Genomic DNA, 6674 nt, shown 5'->3' on the forward strand with positions numbered 1-6674 from the left:
ATTACAATGTTGTGATCCTTTCCGAGCGCCTTGAAGCTGGCATTGGCGCGGCGTGACATGGCACTGTCATGCTGCCGTGCAACATAATCCTCCTGCACGTCTCGTATGGATCGTTCCTGAACCAGTGGGTGAGAAGCTTGGAAATCGCCGATGTCGTGAAGCGCGCCTATGCGATGCCGCTGACCAATCCGTCTTTCCCGCCCGGGCCATATCGTTTCTTCGACCGCGAATACATCATCATCACCTATCGCACGACGCGCGAGGCGCTCGAAGCCGTGGTGCCGGCGCCGCTGGAGATCGACGAGCCGTTGGTCAAGTATGAATTCATCCGCATGCCTGATTCAACCGGCTTCGGCGACTACACCGAGACCGGCCAGGTCATCCCGGTGAAGTATAAGGGCCAGCATGGCGGCTACGTCCATTCGATGTATCTCGACGACGACGCGCCGATCGCTGGCGGCCGCGAGCTCTGGGGTTTCCCCAAGAAGCTGGCCAACCCCAAGATCGTCCATGAAGGCGAGGTGATCGTCGGTACGCTGCACTATGGCAGCGTTCTGTGCGCCACCGGCACGATGGGCTACAAGCACCGGGAAGCCGACCACGATTCCGTGCTCGCAGCGCTCGCCGCTCCCAATTTCCTGATCAAGATCATCCCGCATGTCGACGGCACGCCGCGCATCTGCGAACTGGTGCGCTATTACCTTACCGACATCACGCTGAAGGAAGCCTGGACGGCGCCGGCGGCGCTTGATCTCAGGCCCCATGTGATGGCCGACGTGGGGAAGCTGCCGGTGCTCGACATCGTCTCCGCCGTCCACTTCAAAGCCGACCTGACGCTTGGCTTGGGCGAGGTCGTGCACGACTATCTCAGCGAGCACAGCCGGCTCACAACCAGCACAACCCAGCCGGAGAAAATTCGTGCTTGAGCGCAACCGAAACAAGGAAGCAGCCGCCACGATCGCGGAGATCTCGGCGCAGTACGACCGCATCGCCCTGGTCTTCCAGGGTGGCGGCGCGCTCGGCGCCTATCAGGCCGGCGTTTACCAGGCGCTGGCCGATGCCGGCTGCGAGCCGAGCTGGCTGTCCGGCGTCTCGATCGGCGCGATCAACGCCTCGATCATCGCCGGCAATGAGCCGAGCCRCCGCCTGCAGCGGCTGGAAGAGTTCTGGCAGACCATCTCGGGCCGCAAGATCTGGTCCTATACGCCTGAAGGCGACATCTACCGCGACATCCGCAACCGCACCTCGTCGTGGATGACGATGGCCATGGGCCAGMCCGGCTTCTTCAAGCCGCGCAATCCCAATCCCTGGTTCGAGCCGCAAGGCGCGGAGGGTGCGACCAGCTTTTACGACACGGCCGAGCTGAAGGACACGCTCGAGAGCCTGATCGACTTCGATATCCTCAACGACGGCAAGAAGCGGCTGAGCGTTGGCGCGGTCAATGTCCGCACCGGCAATTTCGTCTATTTCGATACCGAGAAGGTGCGCATCGGACCCGAGCACATCATGGCCAGCGGCGCGCTGCCGCCGGCCTTTCCGTCGGTCCGCATCGAAGGCGAATATTACTGGGACGGCGGCATCGTCTCCAACACACCGCTGCAGTATCTGCTCGACCAGGACGAAGACCGTTCTTCCCTCGTGTTCCAGGTCGACCTGTTCAGCGCCCGTGGCGTCCTGCCGCGCAGCATGCCGGACGTGCTGTCGCGCCACAAGGACATCATGTATTCCAGCCGCACGCGCCAGAACACCGACAATTTCAAGCGCATCCATAGCCTGAAGATGCGGCTGCTCGATGCGCTCAAGCGCGTGCCGAAGGAGCAGCTGACGCCGGCGGAAGAAGCGCTGATCGCCGACTATTCCGATGCCGGCATCGTCAACATCGTGCACCTCATCTACCAGCACAAAGGCTATGAGGGGCATGCCAAGGACTATGAATTCTCCGGCACTTCGATGCGCGAGCATTGGGAGACAGGCCTGGAAGACACGCAGCGCACCTTGCGCCATCGCAAATGGCTGACGATGCCGACCAATGTCGATGGCGTTGCCATCCACGATCTGCACCGCGAGGATCCGACTTAAGGTCAGGCAAGGAATATCGAAGGACCCTGTCCATACCAGGCACCGTCGAGTTCCTTCACACCCCCCTCTGTCCTGCCGGACATCTCCCCCGCAAAGGGGGGAGATCGGATGTCTCGCCTGCTTTCGCTAATTACCAGCGTTGAAAGATTGGTGCTGACGGTCAAGCTGCCAATCTCCCCCCTTGCGGGGGAGATGTCCGGCAGGACAGAGGGGGGTGCTGTCCCGCAGCGTGATCGAGCATGGCAGGGTCAGCACCCAGGCCAGCAGCAGGTTGCGCACTGTCGACCATTGCAGGCCCGAGCCGTTGGCGGCCATCGTTCCGGCGACGCCCGACGACAGCACATGGGTTGTCGACACCGGCAGACCGAGCCGGTCTGCCATGCCGATGGTCACCATGGCGACGAGCTCTGCCGCCGCACCCTGGCCATAGGTCAGGTGGCTCTTGCCGATCTTCTCGCCGACGGTCACGACGATGCGTTTCCAGCCGACCATGGTGCCGAGGCCAAGCGCCAGGGCCACGGCGACCTTCACCCAGATCGGGATGAACTTCGTCGCGTTGTCGACGGCCTTGTGATAGTCAGTCACCGCCTTGAGATCGGCGGCCTCCATTGGCAGCAACTGCTTCTTGTCGATCAGCTTGAGCGCCTCGCCGATCAGGTAGATGTCGTTACGGGCATTGCTGACCAGATCGGTCGGCACCGTTTCGACGGATGGATACGGCCCCAGCGAAGCGGTCGTGTTGTGGATGTAGGTCTGCAGCGCGACTGTCGTCTGATCGCTCCAGGTCCTCGTGCGCACGGCATCTTGGACGGTCGCCTTTGCGGCCTTCGCATCGGCAATGGTGACACCGGGCTTGACGTATTTGCCCAACGCGGTCTCGACGCTGACCGAAGCCGACTTGTAGGCTTCGAGATAGTTGATGTCGGGCGTACGGTTGAGCGCATAGGCCGTCGGCACGACGCCGATCAGGATCAGCATGATCAGGCCCATGCCTTTCTGGCCGTCATTCGAGCCATGCGCGAAGCTGACCCCGGTGCAGGTGAAGATCAGCAGGGCTCGGATCCACCAGGGTGGCGGAGCGTTGCCCTTCGGAGCTTCGTAGAGCGCCGGATTGCGCACCAGAAGCTTCATTGCATAGAGCAGGATGGCGGCAGCGAAGAAGCCGATGATCGGCGACACCAGCAAGGTCACACCGACATTGGTCGCCTGCGACCAGTCGACGCCGCTGGTGGCGCTGCCGGCCGCCATGAACTGGTTGGCGAGGCCGACGCCGATGATCGAGCCGACCATCGTGTGCGAACTCGACGCCGGCAGGCCGAGGAACCAGGTGCCGAGATTCCACAGGATGGCAGCGACCAGCAGCGCGAACACCATGGCAAAGCCGGAGGAGGAGCCGACCTGCAGGATCAGCTCGACCGGCAGCAGCGACAGGATGCCGAAGGCGACCGCGCCGCTGGAGGTGAGAACGCCAAGGAAATTGAAGGCGCCGGACCACATGACGGCGAATTCGGCCGGCAGGGAGCGCGTGTAGATGACGGTCGCCACCGCATTGGCGGTGTCGTGGAAACCGTTGACGAATTCGAAGCCGAGCGCGATCAGCAAGGCGATGCCGAGCAGGATCCACGGCACGGTCTTGGCCACCGCCAGATCCTGGCTCAACGCGTAACCGACATAGACCACGCCGACCAGAACCAGCACGCCGAAGGCCGGCAGGAACCACTTGGCGCTGCCCGAACTATCCAGCGGATGATCCGGTCTCGGAATGCCCGCCTCACTGGAAATTATGTCCACCATGTCCCACTCCTATTGCATTGCAGCAAAGAACTGAGAAAGACGCTATGTCCGGTCGATGAACCCTGTGTGACGACGACAGCCGGCTTTAATGCATGTCGCCCAAAGGTGACTTCGGGTTTGGATGAACTACGCGCCGGTCGACGCGACGTACTTTTAGGTCTTCGACGCTGCTACAGCGGACCAGGGCTTGTCTTCAGGATCGCCGAGAACAGCGGATCGAAGGCGCGGCTGATCGGCGCCGCGGCCGCGCCGAGCGCGATCGACCAAGGGTCGGTGGTGCCGAGTTGCAGGCGCGGCAGGTTCCGGCCSGGCCGGTCGGCGATCGACGGCAGCAGYGGATGCATCGCCTCGACAAGCCGGCGCGCCAGCGCTTCCGGCGCRCCGCTGGTCAGGATSACGGTCTGCGGRTCGAAGATCGTTTCGATGAGATGCACGCTCCAGCGCAGATCATGCGCSGCMCCATCGATCCAGGCCATCATCCCGGGATTCTCGGCCAGCACCAGGGCGTTCATCTGTTCGTAGATGTCGCTGTCGGCCGGGTTGAGGCCGAGATGCTGGTACAGCGAGGCCAGCGACGCGCGGTGCTCGAGCGGCGTCGAACCGGGGCCGGCCGGCGCCAGCAGCGCCATGCCGATTTCGCCGGCATTGCCGTGGCCGCCGCTGTAGAGTTCGCCATTGAGGATCAGCCCGGCGCCGATGCCGTAGCCGACATAAAGGCAGACCGCGTGATCGACTCCATGCGCGGCGCCGACGATGCGCTCCGCCGTGGCGCAGGCGGCGGCATCGTTCTGCAGGCCGACATTCAGTCCCGTGCCTTTGGCCAGCGTCTCCAGCAATGGAAATTTTTGCCAGGCCGGCATCATCCATTTGTCGTCCGAATCCTTCAGTCCGAAAGGTCCGGGCATGGCAACGCCGAGACCGACCAGCCGTTTTTCCGACTGGGCCGAAATGCTGGCCAGGTCGCGACGGACACCAGCGATCAGCTCAAGGATGATCTCGACGCCCGTCGACGGCTCATCGAAAGGCAGGTTCGCCTCGGCCCGCGCCAGCACGCTGCCCATCAGGTCGACGGCGACCGCCCGTGTCAGGTGACGGTCGATATGCAGGCCGATGGCGAAGGCGCCTTCGGGCACCAGCCTGTACGGCGTCGAGGGTTGCCCCCTGCCCTTGCGTACCGCATCGAGCGCGACAACCAGGCCRTCGCKTTCGAGATCCTCGATRATGTTSGAMACSGCYTGYTTGGTSAGCTGCGTCGCCCGCGCCAGGTCGGCRCGCGAMAGCGCRCCRTTGAGMCGCARCGCCTCGATCATGACMCGGCGGTTGTGCGCGCTGGTGCCTTCCTGATTGGTGCCGCTTTTGGCGCGGATCGGGCTGATGTCGTCCACCGGCGTTTCCCCTCTTGACTCCATTAGAATATTGATCGACTAATTAAGTCAAGCGAGTTGACTTAATGCAAACCGAATGACCCAGAATAAGATGGCAAAGGCTCCCAGCCTGTCGCCACTGGTCAGCCGGGTAACCATCAGGTCACGCGACATGGATCCGGGAAGGCGATGCGAAATATCGGCATCGCCGGCCCATCAACGCCGGAAATGGGAGAAGTAGATGCTTAAGACAATCACCAAAACACTGGTCGGCGCGGTCTTCGCGGGAGGACTGCTCGTCCCCCACGCCTTCGCCGAAACGACGCTCAACGCGCTCTTCATGGCGCAGGCTGCCTACAGCGAGGCCGATGTCCGCGCCATGACGGATGCCTTCACCAAGGCCAACCCGGACGTCAAGGTCAATCTCGAATTCGTTCCCTATGAAGGCCTSCACGACAAGACCGTGCTSGCGCAAGGSTCGGGCGGCGGCTACGACGTCGTGCTSTTCGACGTCATCTGGCCGGCCGARTAYGCCACCAACAAGGTGYTGGTCGACGWSTCGTCSAAGATYACCGAMGACATGAAGAARGGCGTGCTGCCCGGCGCCTGGACCACSGTCCAGTATGACGGCAARTAYTAYGGCATGCCCTGGATCCTCGACACCAAATACCTGTTCTACAACAAGGAAATCCTGGAAAAGGCCGGCATCAAGGCGCCGCCGAAGACTTGGGAAGAGCTCGGCGCACAGGCCAAGATCATCCAGGACAAGGGCCTGCTGAAGACGCCGATCGCCTGGAGCTGGTCGCAGGCCGAAGCGGCGATCTGCGACTACGCCACATTGGTCAGCGCCTATGGCGGCGACTTCCTCAAGGACGGCAAGCCGGACTTCCAGAATGGCGGCGGCCTCTCGGCGCTGAAATACATGGTCGACAGCTACAAATCCGGCCTCACCAACCCGAATTCCAAGGAATTCCTGGAAGAGGACGTGCGCAAGGTCTTTGAGAACGGCGACGCCGCCTTCGCGCTGAACTGGACCTACATGTACAATATGGCCAACGATCCGAAGGACTCGAAGGTCGTGGGCAAGGTCGGCGTCGTGCCGGCGCCGGGCGTCACGGGCATCAGCGACGTGTCGGCCGTCAACGGCTCGATGGGCCTCGGCGTCACCGCGGTCTCGAAGCATCCGGACGAAGCCTGGAAATACATCGCCTTCATGACCTCGCAGGCGACGCAGAACCAATATGCCAAGCTCTCGCTGCCGATCTGGGCCTCGTCCTATGACGACCCGGCGGTCACCAAGGGCCAGGAAGAGCTGATCGCCGCCGCCAAGCTCGGTCTGGCCGCCATGTATCCGCGYCCGACCACGCCGAAATACCAGGAGCTGTCGACCGCGCTGCAGCAGGCGATCCAGGAATCGCTGCTCGGCCAGTCCTCGCC

General features: G+C 62.6%; 4 protein-coding genes and 1 pseudogene. 3 read left to right on the top strand and 2 right to left on the bottom strand.

Annotated elements, in window-relative coordinates; all coding sequences use genetic code 11:
• Positions 1-137: 137 nt before the first annotated feature.
• Complete coding sequence (locus AC1DX0_RS11345; protein WP_477223266.1) at positions 138-926, top strand: acetoacetate decarboxylase; 789 nt, start codon at positions 138-140, stop codon at positions 924-926.
• On the top strand, positions 919-2079 hold the full coding sequence (locus AC1DX0_RS11350) for a patatin-like phospholipase family protein (RefSeq protein WP_477355368.1): 1161 nt from the start codon (positions 919-921) through the stop codon (positions 2077-2079). Before AC1DX0_RS11345 ends, AC1DX0_RS11350 begins: the two co-directional genes overlap by 8 nt.
• A gap of 225 nt (positions 2080-2304) precedes the next feature.
• Here AC1DX0_RS11350 and AC1DX0_RS11355 read toward each other — a convergent pair.
• A pseudogene (locus tag AC1DX0_RS11355) lies at positions 2305-3873 on the bottom strand (inorganic phosphate transporter); the annotation flags it as partial.
• A 170-nt stretch (positions 3874-4043) separates the two neighbouring features.
• Positions 4044-5258 (bottom strand): ROK family protein, encoded by a 1215-nt coding sequence (locus tag AC1DX0_RS11360; RefSeq protein WP_477355371.1) that lies wholly within the window; start codon positions 5256-5258, stop codon positions 4044-4046.
• A 220-nt stretch (positions 5259-5478) separates the two neighbouring features.
• Here AC1DX0_RS11360 and AC1DX0_RS11365 point away from each other — a divergent pair.
• Positions 5479-6674, top strand: a 1196-nt coding sequence (locus AC1DX0_RS11365; RefSeq protein WP_477355374.1) for an extracellular solute-binding protein, incomplete at its 3' end; no start/stop codon positions are given.

This window comes from Mesorhizobium sp. P3_A9, from assembly GCF_056402975.1.